The organism is Vibrio sp. 1F169, assembly GCF_041439605.1.
Taxonomy (GTDB): Bacteria; Pseudomonadota; Gammaproteobacteria; order Enterobacterales; family Vibrionaceae; genus Vibrio; species Vibrio tasmaniensis_A.
Genome location: NZ_JBGOOI010000005.1, coordinates 127,784 through 145,602, shown reverse-complemented (window position 1 = coordinate 145,602; position 17,819 = coordinate 127,784). Strand labels below are relative to the sequence as shown.

At 45.0% G+C, this 17,819-nt stretch carries 15 protein-coding genes and 2 pseudogenes; 12 read left to right on the top strand and 5 right to left on the bottom strand.

The window, feature by feature from the left end; translation table 11 throughout:
- The first annotated feature begins 409 nt into the window (after nt 1–409).
- From ACED53_RS03920 to ACED53_RS03900, 5 genes are all read left to right on the top strand, one after another.
- Nucleotides 410–1,558: an S-(hydroxymethyl)glutathione dehydrogenase/class III alcohol dehydrogenase gene (locus ACED53_RS03920; protein ID WP_017099110.1), complete on the top strand. Its 1,149-nt coding sequence runs from the start codon at nt 410–412 to the stop codon at nt 1,556–1,558.
- A gap of 154 nt (nt 1,559–1,712) precedes the next feature.
- Entirely contained in the window at nt 1,713–2,552 is an 840-nt protein-coding gene (gene fghA, locus ACED53_RS03915; RefSeq protein ID WP_017099111.1) for an S-formylglutathione hydrolase, read from the top strand.
- Nucleotides 2,553–2,713: 161 nt separating this feature from the next.
- A complete protein-coding gene (locus tag ACED53_RS03910; protein ID WP_012601126.1) occupies nt 2,714–3,046 on the top strand; it encodes a multidrug efflux SMR transporter in 333 nt (110 codons plus the stop codon).
- A gap of 144 nt (nt 3,047–3,190) precedes the next feature.
- Nucleotides 3,191–3,592, top strand: a complete 402-nt coding sequence (locus tag ACED53_RS03905) for a hypothetical protein (protein WP_017101322.1) — start codon at nt 3,191–3,193, stop codon at nt 3,590–3,592.
- 218 nt (nt 3,593–3,810) lie between these two features.
- A complete protein-coding gene (locus ACED53_RS03900; RefSeq protein WP_017101321.1) occupies nt 3,811–4,548 on the top strand; it encodes an NUDIX domain-containing protein in 738 nt (245 codons plus the stop codon).
- A gap of 142 nt (nt 4,549–4,690) precedes the next feature.
- Here ACED53_RS03900 and ACED53_RS03895 read toward each other — a convergent pair whose 3' ends face one another.
- Nucleotides 4,691–6,211, bottom strand: coding sequence for an aldehyde dehydrogenase family protein (locus ACED53_RS03895; protein WP_017101320.1), 1,521 nt, complete (start codon nt 6,209–6,211; stop codon nt 4,691–4,693).
- Between the two features lie 326 nt (nt 6,212–6,537).
- Between ACED53_RS03895 and ACED53_RS03890 the strand changes: the two genes are divergently transcribed.
- The 3 genes and pseudogenes from ACED53_RS03890 to ACED53_RS03880 all read left to right on the top strand — a co-directional run.
- Nucleotides 6,538–8,328 (top strand): sigma-54-dependent Fis family transcriptional regulator, encoded by a 1,791-nt coding sequence (locus ACED53_RS03890; RefSeq protein WP_017101319.1) that lies wholly within the window; start codon nt 6,538–6,540, stop codon nt 8,326–8,328.
- 404 nt (nt 8,329–8,732) lie between these two features.
- A pseudogene (locus tag ACED53_RS03885) lies at nt 8,733–9,122 on the top strand (methyl-accepting chemotaxis protein); the annotation flags it as partial.
- A gap of 144 nt (nt 9,123–9,266) precedes the next feature.
- A pseudogene (locus tag ACED53_RS03880) lies at nt 9,267–10,973 on the top strand (methyl-accepting chemotaxis protein); the annotation flags it as partial.
- Nucleotides 10,974–11,110: 137 nt separating this feature from the next.
- Here the strand turns inward: ACED53_RS03880 and ACED53_RS03875 are convergent.
- A complete protein-coding gene (locus tag ACED53_RS03875) occupies nt 11,111–11,962 on the bottom strand; it encodes a LysR family transcriptional regulator (RefSeq protein WP_017101317.1) in 852 nt (283 codons plus the stop codon).
- A 137-nt stretch (nt 11,963–12,099) separates the two neighbouring features.
- Between ACED53_RS03875 and ACED53_RS03870 the strand changes: the two genes are divergently transcribed.
- Complete coding sequence (locus ACED53_RS03870; protein WP_017101316.1) at nt 12,100–12,747, top strand: glutathione S-transferase family protein; 648 nt, start codon at nt 12,100–12,102, stop codon at nt 12,745–12,747.
- Between the two features lie 77 nt (nt 12,748–12,824).
- Here ACED53_RS03870 and ACED53_RS03865 read toward each other — a convergent pair whose 3' ends face one another.
- Together ACED53_RS03865 and ACED53_RS03860 are read right to left on the bottom strand one after the other, a co-directional pair.
- A complete protein-coding gene (locus ACED53_RS03865) occupies nt 12,825–13,058 on the bottom strand; it encodes a helix-turn-helix transcriptional regulator (protein ID WP_009846209.1) in 234 nt (77 codons plus the stop codon).
- Between the two features lie 10 nt (nt 13,059–13,068).
- Nucleotides 13,069–13,632 carry a DUF2975 domain-containing protein gene (locus ACED53_RS03860; RefSeq protein ID WP_009846208.1) on the bottom strand — a complete coding sequence of 188 codons (564 nt, stop codon included), beginning with the start codon at nt 13,630–13,632 and terminating at the stop codon, nt 13,069–13,071.
- A gap of 233 nt (nt 13,633–13,865) precedes the next feature.
- Here ACED53_RS03860 and ACED53_RS03855 point away from each other — a divergent pair, with 233 nt between their 5' ends.
- Nucleotides 13,866–15,308 (top strand): N-acylglucosamine 2-epimerase, encoded by a 1,443-nt coding sequence (locus ACED53_RS03855; RefSeq protein ID WP_017101315.1) that lies wholly within the window; start codon nt 13,866–13,868, stop codon nt 15,306–15,308.
- A gap of 208 nt (nt 15,309–15,516) precedes the next feature.
- Here the strand turns inward: ACED53_RS03855 and ACED53_RS03850 are convergent, their stop codons facing one another.
- Nucleotides 15,517–15,924: a hypothetical protein gene (locus ACED53_RS03850; protein ID WP_026012354.1), complete on the bottom strand. Its 408-nt coding sequence runs from the start codon at nt 15,922–15,924 to the stop codon at nt 15,517–15,519.
- A gap of 236 nt (nt 15,925–16,160) precedes the next feature.
- Here ACED53_RS03850 and ACED53_RS03845 point away from each other — a divergent pair, with 236 nt between their 5' ends.
- Together ACED53_RS03845 and ACED53_RS03840 are read left to right on the top strand one after the other, a co-directional pair.
- The gene (locus tag ACED53_RS03845) at nt 16,161–16,862 is read left to right on the top strand and encodes a flavin reductase family protein (protein ID WP_017101314.1); all 702 of its coding nucleotides are present in this window, start codon (nt 16,161–16,163) and stop codon (nt 16,860–16,862) included.
- Nucleotides 16,863–16,947: 85 nt separating this feature from the next.
- The gene (locus tag ACED53_RS03840; protein WP_017101313.1) at nt 16,948–17,739 is read left to right on the top strand and encodes a CLCA_X family protein; all 792 of its coding nucleotides are present in this window, start codon (nt 16,948–16,950) and stop codon (nt 17,737–17,739) included.
- The last annotated feature ends 80 nt before the right edge of the window (nt 17,740–17,819 follow it).

The window sequence follows — 17,819 nt, the reverse complement described above, 5'->3', positions numbered from 1 at the left end:
AAGCAACGACAGAATCCTTCGGTATTTAGACCGTCAACCTCCCTCGGTAATCACAGCCCTTAATAACTCACAAAACTCTAAACAAGTTGATGACCACCACACCAAATCACATAGGCTATTAAATTACGTCCCATTTGTTTCTAATAAATGTCTTACCTACATAGTTCCTGTTTACTGTGTCCTTAGATTTTCTGAGTAATCCCCCTCTCTCCGAACTCCTCTGAACACACCGATTATTACAAATACGTAATAATAATTTTCTATTTAAGGGGATTATCAAAACATTCACTCGCACCTATACTGGCTCCAACAAAACGAGAGAGCGGAAACAATTAAGCTCAACTACGCTTAACGGGTTGAAGCTAATTGCACGGTTATCCGCTGTACTGACATATATAGGAAACATCCAATGACAATCGAAATTAAACCTGGTCAAACTCATATCAAATCAAAAGCAATGGTTGCATGGGCAGCTGGCGAGCCACTAAAAATGGAAGAAGTTGATGTACAACTTCCTAAAGCTGGTGAGGTTCTAGTTCGCATCGTTGCTACTGGTGTTTGTCACACTGACGCATTCACATTATCAGGTGACGATCCAGAAGGTATCTTCCCTTCAATCCTTGGTCACGAAGGTGGCGGTATCGTTGAGATGATCGGCGAAGGCGTTACAAGTGTTGAGATTGGCGACCACGTTATCCCACTTTACACAGCTGAATGTGGCGAATGTAAGTTCTGTAAATCTGGTAAAACTAACCTATGCCAAGCGGTTCGTGAAACGCAAGGTAAAGGCCTAATGCCAGACGGTACAAGCCGCTTCTCTATCAATGGCGAAACGATTTTCCATTACATGGGTTGCTCTACTTTCTCTGAGTACACAGTACTTCCAGAAATCTCTCTAGCGAAAGTAAACAAAGAAGCACCACTTGAAGAAGTTTGTCTTCTAGGTTGTGGTGTAACAACAGGTATGGGCGCTGTACTAAACACAGCTAAAGTTGAAAAAGGCGACAACGTTGCTGTATTCGGCCTAGGCGGTATCGGTCTTTCTGCAATCATTGGTGCTCGCATGGCTGGTGCTGACCGCATCATCGGTGTTGATATCAATGAGAGCAAATTCGAGCTAGCAAAACAGCTTGGCGCGACTGACTGCATCAACCCAACTAAATTCGACAAACCAATCCAAGACGTTATCGTTGAGATGACAGACGGTGGTGTTGAGTACTCTTTTGAGTGTATTGGTAACGTAAACGTGATGCGTCAAGCACTTGAGTGCTGCCACAAAGGTTGGGGCGAATCAGTAATCATTGGTGTTGCGGGTGCAGGTCAAGAGATTGCAACTCGTCCATTCCAACTAGTGACTGGTCGTGTATGGCGTGGTTCTGCTTTCGGTGGTGTTAAAGGCCGCTCTGAGCTTCCAGAAATCGTTAACCGCTACATGGCAGGTGAGTTTGGTCTTCAAGAGTTCATCACTCACACAATGGGTCTGCAAGACGTAAACGAAGCATTCGACCTAATGCACAAAGGTGAATCTATCCGTACTGTTCTACACATGGATAAATAATTCTCCTTGGCCTCGATTCTTTCGAGCATCGAGGCCAAAGTTATAAATGAAAAGCAACAAACTGTCTTCACCACCTCCTGCCCGGTGGGTGGTGAAACTTTAAATGACATAGACAAGTTACTCCTAAAACCATCAACCTAACGGAGCACAATAGATGACAATCGAAAACATTAGCCAAGCAAAGGTTGCTGGTGGTTGGCACAAACAATACACCCACTTTTCTGCAACGCTTGACTGCAACATGCGTTTTGCGATTTTCTTGCCGCCTAACGCAAGCAAAGAAAACCCAGTTCCTGTTTTGTATTGGTTATCAGGCTTAACCTGTACCGATGAAAACTTCATGCAAAAAGCCGGCGCGTTCAAAGCCGCGGCTGAGCAAGGCATTGCTATTGTTGCACCTGATACAAGCCCACGCGGCGAAGGCGTTGCCGACGATGAAAGCTACGATCTCGGCCAAGGTGCAGGCTTCTATGTGAATGCCACTCAAGCACCATGGGACAGCCATTACCACATGTACGATTACGTGGTAACAGAGCTACCAGCACTTATTGAGTCTTTCTTCCCTGTGACTTCAGTGAAATCGATTTCTGGTCATAGCATGGGCGGACACGGTGCCCTAACGATTGGTATCAAAAACGAAGATAGCTACCGTTCTATCTCGGCATTCAGCCCAATCACCAACCCAATGCAATGCCCTTGGGGACAAAAAGCCTTCAACCAATACTTGGGCTTAGATATTGAAGAGTGGAAGCACTACGATGCCTCTGAGCTTCTAAAAACCAAAGGCACTAAACTGCCAATGTTGGTTGACCAAGGCGAAGCGGACAACTTCCTAATTGAGCAGCTAAAGCCAGAGCAATTGGTCGAAGCAGCTAAGGTAACCAATGCCGATTTAGAGCTACGTATGCAGCCAGGTTACGACCACAGCTACTACTTCATCTCTAGCTTTATTGATGAGCATATTGAGTTCCACGCTGCTTACCTAAACAAGTAGTCACACCGATTTAGCCCACACCTTGCAAAAGCGTGAGGTGTGGGCTTTTTTATGCCTGCTGTTTGGGCAAATACGCTGTTGCTAAAGAGCAGCAACAACGATTAACACTTTCAAATACCCCGCTATACCAACAAAAAACAATACAACTAAAAGGTACGACTATGAGCTGGTTTTTCTTAATGATGGGCGTGATGGCGGAAGCACTTTCTCACGTAGCACTTAAAGCAACCGACGGTTTCAGCTTATCTAAACCCATCCCTGCTCTATTGGTGATTTCAGGACATTTGGCGGCATTTCTATTTTTGAGCCAAGCAATGAAAGGGATGCCTGTAGGTGTGGTTCACTCTTTATGGGCGGGCTTGGCTATCGTAACCGTGAGCTTGATTTCTACGTTTGTTTACCGCCAGCACCTCGATACTATGGTGTGGGTTGGTATGTTATTTGTGGCAGCAGGTGTTGTGATGATCAACCTATCTCAAGGTCACTCGCACTAGTGTAGATAGTGACTTATGAACAGTGTGTCAATTCGTTCAAGTTTCCTAACAGACAGTGTCGCCTTCACTTATTCATACTCTTACAATCGGCAAATCAAACCTGTTACCATAGCGTCTTCTACATCACCTATTTTGAAGGTTGCTATGAAAGCAATTAAGACTCTTTTCTTCCTGATGGTTTTATTAAGCGGTCTGTTTACCGCTTGGCTGTTTATCCCGATTCCAGCGACCATGGACAAGCAAACGCTCGACCTTCCATTAACGGAACCATTCAAGCTTGTGGCGTATCGCAGCAACCCGAATGATGCAAGCAAACCGCTGACTTACCACTACTATGTGATTTCAGATGTGGTTGGCGTGGACGACATGGACCCGTTTCTGGTTACCACAGACCAGTTCGTGAAGCTTGGCGAATTCGACGAGAACACGTTCAGTTTAACGGTTAACGGTAAGATCGAAAGCTACACCAATGATTTGTGGATCAAAAAGGCCGACGGCAAACTGCAGCACTGGTACGTGAGTATTGATGCGAACTATATTCGTTAGAGTCGAATCCCAATAGACCCTATTTTAAAACTGCGCTTTGGCTTCCAAGCGCAGTTTTTGTTTCAAGCCGCCCGCTTTACACTCTCCCTCAGTTTTTACCCATCACTGCCGTGCTCTTAAAAATGCTACAAGCAGAGCAGGTTTTATAAGCCCTTAAGATGTTATAAGCTCCATCTATGCTCGACTCCCTATAAATCAAAAATAATAAAGGATCACTAGTGGAATTTACGCTCGACAAATTTAACGGCATCATCATCGACCCAGCAACCGCACCTCACGATGCTGATTCATTCAATGCCGAACTCAGCGAGATCACCGAATTTTCAAAGCAGAACAACAAAGGCATCATTTGGATTAGTTTGCCTATTTCTCTCTCGCACCTTATTCCTGTGGCGACTGAGCTTGGCTTTGTGTTTCACAACTGTTTGGAAGACGAAATTACACTGATCCATAAATCCGAAATTGTCGAGTTCGTGCCTTTCATTCCGACCCACACCTTGGGCGCAGGCGCATTGATCACCAACGAACATAATCAAGTGCTGATGATTAAAGAGCACGGTATGACAGGCTACAAATTACCGGGCGGCCATATTGAGTTGGGTGAAGGCATTGAAGAATCGGTTGTTCGTGAAACCTTGGAAGAGACTGGTATCAAAGCCACATTCATTTCTGTAATTGGCATGGCGACAAGACACCCGTATCAATTCGGTAAATCAAACCTCTACTTTATTTGTCACCTTATCGCTCAAACTCAAGATATCGCGATTCAAGACACTGATGAAATTGCAGAAGCTAAATGGATTGATGTTGAAGAGTATATTAACAACCCCGACAGCTACCCGTTTAACCGCCAATTGGTCGGTTCTCTGATAGGAAAGCAAGGTTTGGAACTCACTCAGTTAGAAGGCAACTATGGCCCTGTCCACAAGCCAGAGATCTTCTTTTCGAAAAGCTAGAGCGATTCAGATATAAAAACGCCCAATTCGAATGAATCGGGCGTTTTGGTTTTACTTTTTGTTTTTCTTAATTAAGCCAACTGCGTTGTTAGTTATTCTTTGTACCCATGATTCATTCTCATACTTTTAGAACGAAGCTGTATTAGAAGAAACCCAACGGATTAGTATCGTAGCTGATCAACAGGTTCTTAGTATTTTGGTAGTGATCGAGCATCATCTTATGTGTCTCACGGCCAATGCCCGATTTCTTGTAGCCACCAAACGCGGCATGAGCTGGGTAAGCGTGATAACAGTTCACCCAAATACGCCCCGCTTCAATGTTGCGCCCCATGCGATACGCTAGGTTTGCATCACGCGTCCACACGCCAGCACCCAAGCCATACTCGGTATCGTTAGCGATTTCTAACGCTTCAGCTTCGTCTTTAAACGTCGTTACTGCGATAACAGGGCCGAAGATCTCTTCTTGGAATACACGCATCTTGTTGTGCCCTTCCAGCATGGTTGGCTGAATGTAGTAACCGTTGCCGAGATCATCTGGTTGCTGCGCGATTTCACCACCTGTTAGCACTTTCGCACCTTCTTGACGACCGATTTCTAGGTAGCTCAAGATCTTATCAAACTGCTCTTTAGAAGCTTGTGCACCCACCTGAGCATCGGTATCTAACGGGTTACCTTGTTTAATAGTTTGAGCACGCTCGACCACCTTGGCAATGAACTTGTCGTATACCGATTCATGAATCAACACACGTGATGGACAAGTACACACTTCACCTTGGTTGAAGAACGCAAGCAGCATGCCTTCGACACACTTATCAAGGTATTCGTCTTCATGGTTAAAGATATCTGGGAAGTAGATGTTTGGAGACTTACCGCCAAGCTCAACCGTTGATGGAATCAAGCTTTCTGCGGCACATTTTAGGATATGGTGGCCAACTTCTGTTGAGCCAGTAAACGCCAATTTCGCCAAACGATCGCTAGTTGCTAACGCTTGACCCGCTTCGCTACCAAAACCATTCACGATGTTGACCACGCCTGCAGGCAGAAGATCAGCGATCTTCTCCATCATCACCAAAATCGATGTCGGTGTTTGCTCGGCAGGTTTCATCACCACACAACAGCCCGCAGCAAGTGCAGGCGCCAGTTTCCAAGCCGCCATTAAAATCGGGAAGTTCCAAGGAATGATCTGCCCCACCACACCAATAGGTTCTGGGAAGTGATAACTTGCGGTGTTTGAATCGAGCTCTGCTGCGCTGCCTTCTTGCGCACGAATACAACCCGCGAAATAACGGAAGTGATCGACAACCAAAGGAATGTCTGCTGCCAAAGTTTCACGCACAGGCTTGCCGTTTTCCCACGTCTCGGCGACTGCGATTTCTTCTAGGTTCGCTTCAATGCGGTCGGCAATTTTAAGTAGGATGTTCGAACGTTCAGTCACACTGGTCGAAGCCCAACTTGCACGAGCTGCATGCGCGGCATCGAGTGCCAAGCTAATGTCCGCCTCGGTTGAGCGTGCCACTTGGCAATACACCTGACCATTCACTGGGGAAGTGTTATCAAAATACTCGCCGCTGACAGGCTTCACCCACTCACCACCGATAAAATTATCGTATTGCGCTTTAAAGTTAACCACTGCGTTATCACTACCCGGCTGTGCGTAAATCATAGTTAGATCCTTCTTAGATTTGTTATTCGTTATTGAGCGAGAGCTGTCTTATTTTGTGGCTGCTCGTCTTGAGAAAAGAACTCATGACAAGACGCCCATGTTTATGCTTTCTGTTTAAAACACTGATACTTCGTGTTTTCTTCACAACAGTAACAACGCAAATCACACGCCAGAACTTCAAAACTTGTTGTTAATAAATTGTAAAACTATGATTACCAAACGTTTACAACCTAAAGTGAGTTGGCATTGAACGGACGTCTGGAAACCACTCCAGTGTTCAACTGTTCCAAATTGGTACACCCTCACTGTTACGACATGGAACAGTCATGCATCTTCAACAAGCAAACACCTCAGATTGGCTTTCATCCTCTTGGCACCGCAGCACAGAAGCGGGTCTAAAACAGAGACGACTTCCCGAAGACATTCGCCTGCCACAATCGCTCCTTAAACAGCGACGTCATCAATCGGCTGACTTGATCCACATCGTCGAACGTAATGCTCTGCCTCTGTTTAATCAGATGTTTGCACGCACTGACAGTCGTTTGATTCTGACGGATATTGAAGGGGTAATTCTGGCAAGTTGGGGACAAGAGCGGTTTAAAGAGAAGCTGACGTCAATTGCACTCAGCTCGGGAGCATGTTGGCAGGAACAACTTAAGGGCACCAACGCGATTGGCACCGCGATTGTTGAAGCGAAACCCGTATCCATCATTGGCGAACAACACTTCATCCACCAGCATCGATTTATCAGTTGTTCAGCAAGCCCGGTGTTTGATCATCAAGGTCAAATGGTTGGCGTATTGGACATCACCAGTGAACAACAGCAACACGACAGCTCGGTGCAATTACTGGTTCAAAATATGGTTCAGCTTGTTGAAAATCAACTTCTGAGTCATATCCCACAAGGCACCACTCGAATCGATCTCGCGTGTGAGAAATCTTTATTACACAGTGGTTGGCAAGGGATAGTAATAGCCAATGAAGCTGGTGAGGTAGTGGCGCACAATCAGGTCGCCTCTCAACTGCTGGATCAAACCTCGATCGTAGGCGAATGCATAGATACCCTCTTCAACCGAACCTCATTAGACACGCCCTTTGTGTTTGAGAAACAGCACCTCAAACAACCAACTGCAAAACGCACGCGTTCCATTTCAGCATCGTGCGATTTGCACCATGGTGAACAACAAATTGAACATGCTTGGCAGCAGGCCAACAAGGTTATCGACAAAGGGATCAGCCTATTAATCTTAGGAGAAACGGGGGTCGGTAAGGGCGAGTTTGTTAAAGCATTGCACAAACAAAGCCAACGTAAATCTTCGCCCCTAGTAGCAGTGAATTGCGGTGCGCTGCCGAAAGATCTTATCGAATCTGAGCTGTTTGGTTACGCGCCGGGCGCGTTTACTGGCGCAAGCCACAAAGGTTTCCAAGGTAAGATCCGCCAAGCAGACAAGGGAATTCTGTTTCTCGATGAAATTGCCGACATGCCATTGGAGGCTCAATGTCGATTGCTGCATGTTCTGCAAGACAAATCCGTAGTGCCTGTTGGCTCAAATCAGAGCTACCAAGTCGATTGTCAGATCATCGCTGCGACGCATAAAAACCTAGAACAGTTGGTCGCTACGGGGGAGTTTCGACAAGATCTCTTTTACCGCCTGAATGGCTTGGCCTTTACTCTGCCAAGCTTGCAACACCGACAAGACAAGCACGCCTTAATCGAGCACATTCACCGTAAATACGCAGAAGACGAACAGACAATCTGCCCGCACTTAATGAGCTTGCTGTGCGCCTATTCATGGCCCGGTAATATCCGTGAATTAGATAACTTACTTAAGGTTGCTGCTCTATTGGCAAGTGATGAACCACAACTCACGCTAGAACATGTACCTAGCCATCTTGCTCAACATCTCACGTTATTAGCGCAAGATAATCAGCATCAACTGACGACTCAAAATACCACCAAAGGCACAACGAATAACGATTTAAGAAGTACCGTTGAGGAAACTTTGCTACAAACCTATCAAGCGAACCAAGGCAACATCAGCAAGACTTCGAGAATACTGGGGATCAGCCGCAATACCATTTATCGAAAGCTAAAGAGCTTGGGGATTCTTTATTAATCAAGATGATCAATGGCCCAGTTACTTGAATTTAGTCTGCAAAGTATAAATACATACTTTTTAAGTGGGTATTCCACACTTCGGATGAAATTAAAATGTGACTGATGTCATATAATGAGTAATATATATCCAGAACACCCTCAAACTACAACCTCCTGATTTACCCGGAAATTAAAAACGGCATCAAGTATAAAATATCAACAAATACAATTAGATAATAGAATAAAAACAGCCATACACCTATCTTATAGCTCCTCTCTAAAAGACATAATCCGGAGCGTTATACCATCCTATTTATATTTTTAATCACCCTATTCTTATTGTGTTCATTATTTAGAATTTTCCATTCACGTATCTTGTTTAAAATCTCTGAAAAACTACCACTATTTGGTTAGAGAGATAATATGTTTAACAGTATACGAACGCGAATTGCGGTGAGTGCGGGCGGAGCGATGGCTTTCACTCTGTTAATCGCCATGGGAATGACGACCAACGCATTTACCGATGTGAATAAACAAGTCACTGAAAAAGTAAAAACGCAGCTGACAGAGGCCACTGCTACGGATTTACAAAACACGGCACTTCAACAAGGTTTGAACATCGCTAACCAGCTTAACCCTGTATTAGCGAACCTTAAGCAAGTGCGCTCAATCATCGAATTAAGTTCAGAAACCGACGCAAGTGCAGAGCTTATCGTGAAACAGTTTACTGCGGCACTGGAAGCACAAAACAAAGCTGTATTTGCGGGTTACATGGTTTGGGAGGATAAGACATGGTCACAACAGTCAGTCTTGAATAACGAGCTCAACGTGAACAGCGAAAATGGCTCAGAGACGTCGCTGATTTCAGATAACCAACAAGACTCGAACACGGAACTGAGCATTAACACAGAATCAGACTCGAATATCGAATCTGGCTCAAACATCGAGTTAAGCTCAAACACTGAGTTAGGTTTTAACAGTCAGGGCTACCTTGCGCCTTTCTTCTCTCCCAATGACCAGAACAGCTTTGATGCTGTCGCAATGGAAAGCTTTAGCAATACCGAGCTCAACAGCAACGGTGAGCGCAAAGATGACTGGCACTTAATGCCATATCAAACAGGTAAAACGTTTGTGATGGAACCGTATTTTTATTCAGTGCGCGGCAAACAAGAGCTCATTACCACCATCAGCCAACCAATCAAACATGACGGAAAAATCATCGGCTCGCTAGGCTTTGATTTATCCCTACATGAACTCCAAAGCCAAAGTGAGTTACTTGCGCGTAACCTGTTTGATGGTCAAGGAAAAATCCTAATCACTTCATGGAAAGGCATTACACTGGCCAACAGCCGAGCTGGAAATATGGTGGGTAAAAAAGTCTCTTCTGAATTGGAATCTGAATGGTCAAAGATTCAGTCTATCGCTAACAGAGAAGGCGCCGGTCTTGTGACTTTCGGCGGCGATGAGTACGCGATTACTGCCATTGATACCAGTGATGCGCCATGGGTAGTCATGGTGTCTGTCCCTAGTAGTCACCTAGCCAAAAGCGTCAATGACTACACCGAGTGGAGTGATGCTCAGAATTCAAAAGCACTTGAAAAAGGTGTGTGGGCGGGAATCATCGCCGCTCTTCTAGGCATTGCCTCAATGGCATTCATTGCTAACTCTTTGGGCAAGGTTTTGAACAACTTAGTGGAACGCTTTAAAGATGCAGCACAGGGTGAAGGTGACTTAACTTATCGCATTGAAGTGAAAGGTAAGGATGAAACCGCTCAGCTTGCACACTGGTTCAATACCTTCCTATCTCGCATACAAGAGATGCTACTTACCGTGATGGTAACGGCTGACCAAGTGGATAAAAACGCGACAGAAGGCCAAGCTCGTGCTGAAGTTTCACGTGACCAGCTGAATTCTCAAGTTAACGAAGTGAACTCACTTGCCACCGCTATCAATGAAATGAGTGCAACAGCGCAAGAAGTGGCGAACTCAGCGGTTCAAGCAGCGGCAGCTGCAAGCCAAGTGCAAAGCAACAGTCTCAATGGTATGACGCGCATGGACAATGCCGCCAGTGCTGTAGACAGCTTGGCTGTACAGGTTAACGATGCGCAGCAACAAACACAGAACTTAGTCGATTCGAGCACCGCTATTCAGGGTATCTTGAGCGAGATTGGTGGCATTGCAGAGCAAACTAACTTACTTGCACTGAATGCCGCGATTGAGGCAGCTCGTGCAGGTGAGGCTGGTCGAGGCTTTGCAGTGGTTGCTGATGAGGTTCGTAACCTAGCGAATCGAACTCAAGGTTCAACAGAAGAGATTCGCTCTATGTTGGCTCGCTTAGAACAAGAGACTCAATCTATTGTGGTACTGATGGAGCAAAGCCAGAATCAAGCGAACAACACAAAAAGTGAAACCGAAGCTGCACATCAAGCCTTGTCTGAAATCAACCAAGCGATTAAAGTGATTAATGACATGAACAATCAGATCGCTTCCGCGGCTGAAGAGCAAAGCTCTGTGTCAGAAGAGATTAACCGCAATGTAGTGATCATCAATGACACAGCAGTGGAAGTGATGGACACCATGACATCATCAGTAGCAATCAGTAATGAGCTGACAGTGAAAGCCGGAGATTTACACGGTGAACTGAGTAAGTTCAAGCTTTCTTAATTACCAACAACGTCTAACAATAACTAGGCCGAGAAACACTATGTTTTCGGAGAAACGCAACGTTCTTCGTGAAACACCATGTTCTCGGCCTATCTATTTTAGCTCCGCACTCAACATTACCCTCACCGAGCAAAAATCTAATTGGAGTCCAACTCCACAAGTTGGTTAAGCACTTCTTTGTCTAACACTGGGTGATGTTTGCTCGCTAGGATCAGCACAATATCCACCGAAGGCAGTGGTGGCATATTTTCCAGAATGTTCAAATCAGAAGTCACACTCAGCTTACCCATCGCGCCAATCGCTAAACCCGCTTTAACAATGGCACGTTGCGCCGAAGCGGTATTACTGCACGCCAACAACTGATAAGGCGTACCTTGCTTAGTTAAACCATTCACTGCTGCTGCGTGATACTTACAATCGGTCTGAAACAAGGCTAGTGGGACGGGTTTAGAATCATCGAACACATAGTCTGGGCTGCTTATCCATACACCCACATCACTGGTCAGCCAATAGCCCTCTTCACTGTCAGGCGCTCGGGTGACAATTGCAGCATCAAGCCTACCATCATCCAACCACTCTCTGAGCGTAATGCTTGGTAGGCTGAATACTTGAATAGAACAGGTGGGTTCTGCTTTCTGCAACAGGCGAATCACTTTTGGCAGAATAGTGTCATTGTAGTCTTCAGGGCAACCGAGTCTTAAAGGTTGTTTGTCTTCGTAACGCTTTACTTGCTTGAGGGCGGTATTGTGGAGGGCGACCAACTGCTCCGCATGAGAACGCAGCGCTAAGCCAGCCTCTGTCAGCACGAGATTACGGCCTTCTTTCTGGAAAAGAGTCACGTTGAGTTCTTCTTCCAGTTTGCGCATCTGCGCACTGAATGCCGATTGGGTGCGATTGATCTGTTTCGCAGCACGAGTAAAGCTACTGGTTTCTACAAACGCGAGAAAGCCTCGCAAAGCATCAATATCCATATTGAAATCACCACCCATCGTTTTTATTAATGTATTGCATCAAAATTATCCGTTAGTGCGCCGCAATACAATCCCCTAAGCTCAAATGCATACCCCTAAGGCTTATACCTTACCCTAAGTCTCAAAGCATACCCACTAAACGCAAGGAAGCAACGATGCAGCTTTATATTGGAAACCAGAACTACTCAACTTGGTCATTGCGCGCATGGCTAATATTCGACAACTACAACCTGAATCCGGAAGTCATTAAGCTCAAGCTTTTCACCTCTGATTTCTACGACACACTAGCTTCAGTGACACCAACAGCCAAAGTTCCAACCCTGGTTGACGGTGACGTTGCGGTGTGGGATTCACTGGCGATTCTCGAATACGTCAACGAAGCCTACTTGGACGGCGCAGCATGGCCTAAATCAGTGAAAGAACGCGCCCATGCCCGAGCAATTTCTGCAGAGATGCACTCTGGATTTTTTGCCGTAAGAAATGAAATGCCGATGAACTGCCGCGCTCAACGAAAGCTTGCTTTGAGTGAAGAGGCATTGAAAGACATCGCCCGTATTGATGCCATATGGTCGACGCAAATGGAACAATATCCAGAAGGTTGGTTGTTTGGTGAATGGTCGATTGCCGATGCGATGTTTGCCCCCCTTGCATTGCGCGTAGAAACCTATGGCATCCAACTTTCAGAGAAGGCATCACAGTATCAGCAACGTGTGCTCAACAGCCCATCAGTACAAAAATGGTTGGCAGAAGCGAACTTAGAAACCGATGTGGTTGAAGAGGACGAGGCGGGAGAGTCGGTATAAATAGATTAAAAAAGAGTCTCGATGCGATATCGAGACTCGTTCATTATTAGATGATTTGAAAGCGATTTCCTTACTGGCTACTCTGCCGCAACGCCGTCTTTATGATCATTCGGTTCAAATTCTAAAATATCACCAGGTTGGCACTCTAAAACTTCACATAGCTTGTCGAGCGTCGATAGCCTTACGGCTTTGGCTTTATCATTTTTTAATACGGACAAGTTGGCTTCTGTTATCCCAACTTCTTTTGCCAATGTCTTTAATCGCATTTTCCGTTTGGCCATCATAATGTCTAAATTAATGCGGATAGTCATGACAAGTCCTTTAAATGGTTTGGCTATGTTCGTCAGCCAGAATATAACCTTCTTTCATCACCCACGAGATGATCAAAATAATTATACCCAATATCAGTGTTAAAAAGTCCATACCAACGAAACTAATCTCAAAGATACGGTCACCTGGTGGATTATTGAACGACAGAATCACTGACATCAATGAACCATAGATAACTGAACCTAATACCCAATAAAACAAGCTATATCCGAGTTTCTGATAGGACATTGCGTTTTCTAAAGAGAAGATTTCACCTCGCTCATAGTTACGGAATAGGCGTATCAGAACCGTTAATGCATACATAAGAATGCTCGACATCGCCAAACTGGTGAACATTGCGATGATTCTTGTTGTCGTAGTAAGTGGAGAGACTGTGAGTGGAGAGGTTATAAAGTAGTCCATCTCGATGGAAAACTGAATAATGCCCATCTCACTAAGAAAGTCATAGGGTGTTTGAACCGTTAGCCAGAAGTAACACACCATGATCGGAGTGAGTGCAAGAAAGGACTGCAGTAGCATTCGCACACGGCGACTTTGTTTTTGAATCTTAGACATACTTATATTCCTGTTGAGTTGATGGAAGAATATTAAGATCAAAACAAACGATGATCAACAACAATTTATCGATAAACGATAATTTATTGTTTATTTGCAATATTAAAATGAGTAAGACCCAGATAGTCCTACATCTACACCACAAATAATTTGGTCGATTGTGATCGCCTAATCACAATGTGCAGATGTGATTGTTTATATTCAACTAAATTCAAATAGTTAAGATAAACGTTATGTTACGAGCAACCATCGTATTACTCAGTGTCACTAGCTTGGCCGTATCTGCCAATGTCACCCTTCCCTCTGGAGAAGACTGGATCAATCATGCTTCTGAAGGGCTCGCACCTTACTGGCTTATGCCGAGCGCACAGGGAGAACCGATAGGCAATTTCCCTACTTTCCGCTGCGATGATGGTACCTTGCTCGATGTATCTGATGTGTGTCCTGAATTGAACAGAGGCTGGATCACTCCCCACTTTGGCAAGGAGTTTACGCGTATGAAATCACGCCAAACCTATGCCTACGGCGTGCTCTATCACCTTACTGGAGACAAACAAGCTTTAGCGCTTGCCAAGCAAGGTGCCTACTACCTCATTGATCAACTAGAAGATAAGAAAAATGGTGGCTTTATTGGCTACACAAAAGAGGGAAAAGCGGGTCAAGATTGGCAGCAACGTACCTCTCAAGATCAAGCGTATGCGCTGGTTGGACTCGCGATGTACTACTACCTGACCCAAGACAAAAAGGTAGAAGAAGCACTCATCGCCCAACAAGCTTTTATCTTTGATAAATATCGACTTAGCGACAACAGCGGTCTTGCTTGGGTACTCGCCGACGGTGAAGATGGCAGTGCAAAACGACGTGAACTGGTCGCGCAACTTGATCAAATAAACGGCTACCTGTTGTTAGTCGCTCCTCTGCTCAAAGAGCCCGTCAAAGCCAAATGGCTTGATGACTTAAACTGGCTCACGCAAGCCATGATTGATCACTACCACTCTGAAGATGAACAACGCTTCTACGGCGCAATTCACGACAAAGCGGCAATGATGCCGAATGCCAATCACAATGATTTTGGGCACACCATTAAAGCGTATTGGATGACCTATCTAACTGGTCATGCATTAAAAAATTCCGATTGGTCGGAGTTTGGTTTAGACGGTATGAAACACACTTTGGCTCAGGCGCAATATCAAAAAGATTTTGCCAATGTATCTAACTACTTTGGCGAGCGACTTCAGAAGATGTGGCAAGGGCAAGATATCACGGGCTGGCAAAGCAGACCGTACAGCCAATGGGCGTCATCATGGGAATGGGCTGAGCTTGATCAAGCTGCGATGACGGTATCGCTTATCGATGGTTCAATGAAAGACGTACTGCAATACACCCTGCCCACCTTTCATGATGTATGGGTAGATCATAAGTACGGTGGCGTTGGGCTTGAGCCTAAGCGTACTAAAGCTTTCCATTGGGGCAATGGCTACCACCAATTTGAACATGCGCTGATTGGCTATTTATATGCTCGACAAGAGGAAGGTAAACCCGCTGTACTTCACTACGCAAGGCCAACCAACAGCAAGATGCCAATGGAACCTTATTACTATCAAGGAGATGTAATTAAATTGGAGAATCAGAGCGATGGAACGCAAAAGGTCAGTTTCAACAACATTCGACCTTAATACCTGATATTCACTCATCGGTATTTCTGGAAGTGGTTAACGACTAAGACGGAGCTGATGAGTGGCTAGCTGTTAGCAAAGCCTGAAAAGAAGATCTTCAGGCTTTTGAAATACCGTTGAGCAACATTTATTGGTAGGATTTTAAATGAATACATAAGCAAGTGAATCTTGTCGGATCTTCAGTTAAACCATATACGGCATCACGAAATCACTTCTTATTATTCTGCTCAACCAACTTTTCATTCCACGCTTCGTTGCCGTCTCGCTTACTGACATCATATTCAGAGCAGAACTGCGATATGGTCATGTTGTTATCGCCAGTTGCTAACTTTAATGCCAATTGAACTTGTTGAAGTTTGCTTTGCAGACGAAGGTTTTGACCTGCCTTTGGGCTTTTTTCTTTAGCAAACTTTAAAGCAGCATGTTTACGTTCGGCAGCTCCCGCTCGGCGATCCGCTTCTGATAATAGATATTTTAGCTGCGCGACACTCTTGCCCTTCTTAAAGGCAGGCTCAAGCAACTCAACGCATTCATCAAATGATGGATTTATAACATATGGATCAATTCTATGCGCTTGTTGGCGCATCCACTCTAGCGCGAGCTTTTCATCTGACATAATTACATCTTTACCAAAGAAATAGCCGTACATGGTATCGCTCAATAGCAAACCGCTGCAACAACAAATTAAGCTACAGTGTCACATTTAATTTCAAGGAAATTGCAGTTTTCTAAAAGAACCCTCCTTTCACTACCACTTATTCAACCTGGATGATCGGAATAAAGTGATGCTGCGTAGATATATTTTAGTTAGTAAACAAGTCGTCGAAAACAAAAGTGAGAAGAAGAGAAGATATGAAGGCAATGACCCTTTCAAGACAAGATATCCAAGCAATGGACCAGCGTGAGCGCGCTCGTTTAATTAACTCCTTATCGGGGTTTAAAAGCGCAAACCTTATTGGCACCTGTGACAAGCAAGGGCTAGAAAATCTTGCAGTAGTGAGCTCCGTGGTTCATTTTGGGTCGAATCCACCTTTACTTGGCTTCATCATCCGGACTGCGGAAAGTCGCCGTCATACACTAGAAAATATCCTAGAAACTCAACACTTCACTATCAATAGTATCGGGGCGGGCTTTGTTCAAAAAGCTCATCAAACTTCCGCTCGTTATCCTAAATCAGTCTCAGAATTTAACGCGGTCGGTCTCACGCCCTATTACGATGATGTGATCCCTGCTCCGTTTGTTTTGGAAAGCCCTCTGAAAATAGGCTTAGCCTTCAAAGAGCAGATAACAATTGAAAGTAACCAAACTCAAATGTTGATTGGTGAAGTTGTTACAATTCACGCGCCAAAACGTGCTGTGATGCCGGACGGCTACCTAGATTTAGAAGCGTTAGATTTAGTCACAATTTCAGGGCTAGACAGTTATCATGTCACGCAGAGGTTACATCGTTTAAGCTATGCAAAACCAAATAGGGCACTATTTCCACTGACCCACGAAGGCAACCCAACCTCATGGGAGGCTTTCGAACACAATCTCACTCATTTTGTTCGGTAATTTACTGACAAAGGTGCTAACTTTCCCAACTTAACCCTGTGCACCACACAACAGCGCTAAACTACATCTATTTCCAAGGACCCTTTTGAAGTTAACCCACTTTAAATACAAAACGCGCAAAGGCCCAGACTACCGACATGGCGATCAGGTGTCATTCATGGACATCAAACAGACCTTCGGTATGGGCAGCATTCGTGTAGGCGCTTGGGTAACGAAAGAAGAGAAAGAGCTCGCTGCAAATCTGATATTCGACTCGTTAGCAGACTTGGCTTACATCTTGGCTTTGCCACCAGAAGCGATTGGCTTACGTGGCACATTAGGCTTAGCGTTCGGCAGTGGTGGCAGAAAGGGTGTACAAGCACACTACGCACCAAATCAAAGAGAGTTAGCCCTCGCTAAAAACGCAGGGGCTGGTGCGTTAGCGCATGAGTTCTGGCATGCATTTGACCACTACATTGCCGAAAAGGCGTTTGAGATTGGTGACACCTCCGGTCCTCGCAAGCAAATCTTGTTCGCCAGTGACTGTTGGCTACACGATAGAAAGGTGCGACCTCATCCATTAAACGAGAGTTTGATGTCACTGTTCGATGCCACACTACTCAGCGACAATAACCTAGACAAACACGATTACGTGGCGCGAAGTGTTATTGCCGACAAAGCGATGTCGGCCCGTTACTTCTCACTACCAACAGAGATGATGGCGCGTGCCTTTGAGTCAGTAATTGAATCCTGTTCTGATATCAAAAACGTTTATTTGGTAGATGGCACAACCAAACCGGATATGTACCCTGTGTATCCTGATATGGCGCATCGAGAAGAGATTTTCCAAGCCCTGCAAGGTTACTTCGCACCATTAGGTCGGTCTCTAAGTAAGTAACGTTCGAGTCGTTAGGGCTAAGAGATGATCCATCAGCGAAAAGTGTTTATAGTCCAGACATACATTTCAACATCCATGAT

Coding starts and splice junctions, on each gene's coding strand:
- ACED53_RS03895 (WP_017101320.1), bottom strand. CDS start 6,211: ATGATTTACGCACAGCCGGGTAGTGATAACGCAGTGGTTAACTTTAAA.
- ACED53_RS03845 (WP_017101314.1), top strand. CDS start 16,161: ATGAAGGCAATGACCCTTTCAAGACAAGATATCCAAGCAATGGACCAG.
- fghA (WP_017099111.1), top strand. CDS start 1,713: ATGACAATCGAAAACATTAGCCAAGCAAAGGTTGCTGGTGGTTGGCAC.
- ACED53_RS03890 (WP_017101319.1), top strand. CDS start 6,538: ATGCATCTTCAACAAGCAAACACCTCAGATTGGCTTTCATCCTCTTGG.
- ACED53_RS03850 (WP_026012354.1), bottom strand. CDS start 15,924: ATGTCAGATGAAAAGCTCGCGCTAGAGTGGATGCGCCAACAAGCGCAT.
- ACED53_RS03875 (WP_017101317.1), bottom strand. CDS start 11,962: ATGGGTGGTGATTTCAATATGGATATTGATGCTTTGCGAGGCTTTCTC.
- ACED53_RS03870 (WP_017101316.1), top strand. CDS start 12,100: ATGCAGCTTTATATTGGAAACCAGAACTACTCAACTTGGTCATTGCGC.
- ACED53_RS03910 (WP_012601126.1), top strand. CDS start 2,714: ATGAGCTGGTTTTTCTTAATGATGGGCGTGATGGCGGAAGCACTTTCT.
- ACED53_RS03860 (WP_009846208.1), bottom strand. CDS start 13,632: ATGTCTAAGATTCAAAAACAAAGTCGCCGTGTGCGAATGCTACTGCAG.
- ACED53_RS03865 (WP_009846209.1), bottom strand. CDS start 13,058: ATGACTATCCGCATTAATTTAGACATTATGATGGCCAAACGGAAAATG.
- ACED53_RS03920 (WP_017099110.1), top strand. CDS start 410: ATGACAATCGAAATTAAACCTGGTCAAACTCATATCAAATCAAAAGCA.
- ACED53_RS03905 (WP_017101322.1), top strand. CDS start 3,191: ATGAAAGCAATTAAGACTCTTTTCTTCCTGATGGTTTTATTAAGCGGT.
- ACED53_RS03855 (WP_017101315.1), top strand. CDS start 13,866: ATGTTACGAGCAACCATCGTATTACTCAGTGTCACTAGCTTGGCCGTA.